At 51.1% G+C, this 3,114-nt stretch carries 1 rRNA gene; it reads left to right on the top strand.

Annotated elements, in window-relative coordinates:
* Positions 1-147: 147 nt before the first annotated feature.
* A 23S ribosomal RNA gene (locus IQK56_RS25815) occupies positions 148-3,039 on the top strand.
* Positions 3,040-3,114 lie beyond the last annotated feature (75 nt).

Here is a 3,114-nt window from a genome sequence, read left to right as displayed (position 1 = left end):
GGTATGTGATAGAAAGATAGACTGAACGTTACTTTCACTGGTAACAGGATCAGGCTAAGGTAAAATTTGTGAGTTCTCTTAATTGAGAAATTCGAATTTTCGGCGAATGTTGTCTTCACAGTATAACCAGATTGCTTGGGGTTATATGGTCAAGTGAAGAAGCGCATACGGTGGATGCCTTGGCAGTCAGAGGCGATGAAAGACGTGGTAGCCTGCGAAAAGCTTCGGGGAGTCGGCAAACAGACTTTGATCCGGAGATGTCTGAATGGGGGAACCCAGCCATCATAAGATGGTTATCTTACGCTGAATACATAGGCGTAAGAGGCGAACCAGGGGAACTGAAACATCTAAGTACCCTGAGGAAAAGAAATCAACCGAGATTCCCTTAGTAGTGGCGAGCGAACGGGGACTAGCCCTTAAGTGGCTTTGAGATTAGCGGAACGCTCTGGAAAGTGCGGCCATAGTGGGTGATAGCCCTGTACGCGAAAATCTCTTAGTCATGAAATCGAGTAGGACGGAGCACGAGAAACTTTGTCTGAATATGGGGGGACCATCCTCCAAGGCTAAATACTACTGACTGACCGATAGTGAACTAGTACCGTGAGGGAAAGGCGAAAAGAACCCCGGAGAGGGGAGTGAAATAGATCCTGAAACCGTATGCGTACAAGCAGTGGGAGCCCACTTTGTTGGGTGACTGCGTACCTTTTGTATAATGGGTCAGCGACTTATTTTCAGTGGCGAGCTTAACCGAATAGGGGAGGCGTAGCGAAAGCGAGTCTTAATAGGGCGTCTAGTCGCTGGGAATAGACCCGAAACCGGGCGATCTATCCATGGGCAGGTTGAAGGTTGGGTAACACTAACTGGAGGACCGAACCGACTACCGTTGAAAAGTTAGCGGATGACCTGTGGATCGGAGTGAAAGGCTAATCAAGCTCGGAGATAGCTGGTTCTCCTCGAAAGCTATTTAGGTAGCGCCTCATGTATCACTGTAGGGGGTAGAGCACTGTTTCGGCTAGGGGGTCATCCCGACTTACCAAACCGATGCAAACTCCGAATACCTACAAGTGCCGAGCATGGGAGACACACGGCGGGTGCTAACGTCCGTCGTGAAAAGGGAAACAACCCAGACCGTCAGCTAAGGTCCCAAAGTTATGGTTAAGTGGGAAACGATGTGGGAAGGCTTAGACAGCTAGGAGGTTGGCTTAGAAGCAGCCACCCTTTAAAGAAAGCGTAATAGCTCACTAGTCGAGTCGGCCTGCGCGGAAGATGTAACGGGGCTCAAACCATACACCGAAGCTACGGGTATCACGTAAGTGATGCGGTAGAGGAGCGTTCTGTAAGCCTGTGAAGGTGAGTTGAGAAGCTTGCTGGAGGTATCAGAAGTGCGAATGCTGACATGAGTAACGACAATGGGTGTGAAAAACACCCACGCCGAAAGACCAAGGTTTCCTGCGCAACGTTAATCGACGCAGGGTTAGTCGGTCCCTAAGGCGAGGCTGAAAAGCGTAGTCGATGGAAAACAGGTTAATATTCCTGTACTTCTGGTTATTGCGATGGAGGGACGGAGAAGGCTAGGCCAGCTTGGCGTTGGTTGTCCAAGTTTAAGGTGGTAGGCTGAGATCTTAGGTAAATCCGGGATCTTAAGGCCGAGAGCTGATGACGAGTTAACTTTTAGTTAACGAAGTGGTTGATGCCATGCTTCCAAGAAAAGCTTCTAAGCTTCAGGTAACCAGGAACCGTACCCCAAACCGACACAGGTGGTTGGGTAGAGAATACCAAGGCGCTTGAGAGAACTCGGGTGAAGGAACTAGGCAAAATGGCACCGTAACTTCGGGAGAAGGTGCGCCGGTGAGGGTGAAGGACTTGCTCCGTAAGCTCATGCCGGTCGAAGATACCAGGCCGCTGCGACTGTTTATTAAAAACACAGCACTCTGCAAACACGAAAGTGGACGTATAGGGTGTGACGCCTGCCCGGTGCCGGAAGGTTAATTGATGGGGTTAGCTAACGCGAAGCTCTTGATCGAAGCCCCGGTAAACGGCGGCCGTAACTATAACGGTCCTAAGGTAGCGAAATTCCTTGTCGGGTAAGTTCCGACCTGCACGAATGGCGTAACGATGGCGGCGCTGTCTCCACCCGAGACTCAGTGAAATTGAAATCGCTGTGAAGATGCAGTGTATCCGCGGCTAGACGGAAAGACCCCGTGAACCTTTACTATAGCTTTGCACTGGACTTTGAATTTGCTTGTGTAGGATAGGTGGGAGGCTTTGAAGCGTGGACGCCAGTCTGCGTGGAGCCAACCTTGAAATACCACCCTGGCAACTTTGAGGTTCTAACTCAGGTCCGTTATCCGGATCGAGGACAGTGTATGGTGGGTAGTTTGACTGGGGCGGTCTCCTCCTAAAGAGTAACGGAGGAGTACGAAGGTGCGCTCAGACCGGTCGGAAATCGGTCGTAGAGTATAAAGGCAAAAGCGCGCTTGACTGCGAGACAGACACGTCGAGCAGGTACGAAAGTAGGTCTTAGTGATCCGGTGGTTCTGTATGGAAGGGCCATCGCTCAACGGATAAAAGGTACTCCGGGGATAACAGGCTGATACCGCCCAAGAGTTCATATCGACGGCGGTGTTTGGCACCTCGATGTCGGCTCATCACATCCTGGGGCTGAAGCCGGTCCCAAGGGTATGGCTGTTCGCCATTTAAAGTGGTACGCGAGCTGGGTTTAGAACGTCGTGAGACAGTTCGGTCCCTATCTGCCGTGGACGTTTGAGATTTGAGAGGGGCTGCTCCTAGTACGAGAGGACCGGAGTGGACGAACCTCTGGTGTTCCGGTTGTCACGCCAGTGGCATTGCCGGGTAGCTATGTTCGGAATAGATAACCGCTGAAAGCATCTAAGCGGGAAACTAGCCTCAAGATGAGATCTCACTGGAACCTTGAGTTCCCTGAAGGGCCGTCGAAGACTACGACGTTGATAGGTTGGGTGTGTAAGCGCTGTGAGGCGTTGAGCTAACCAATACTAATTGCCCGTGAGGCTTGACCATATAACACCCAAGCAATTGCGTCGAAAGGCCAGATTTGCGGTGTGTGAAGACGCAATGAACCGAAAAGTTGACGCT

Origin of the sequence: Pseudomonas cyclaminis, from assembly GCF_015163715.1 — a bacterium.
In the GTDB taxonomy this organism is placed as follows: domain Bacteria; phylum Pseudomonadota; class Gammaproteobacteria; order Pseudomonadales; family Pseudomonadaceae; genus Aquipseudomonas; species Aquipseudomonas cyclaminis.
Note: the sequence above shows the minus strand (reverse complement) of the source record. Positions and strands in the feature narration are given on the sequence as shown.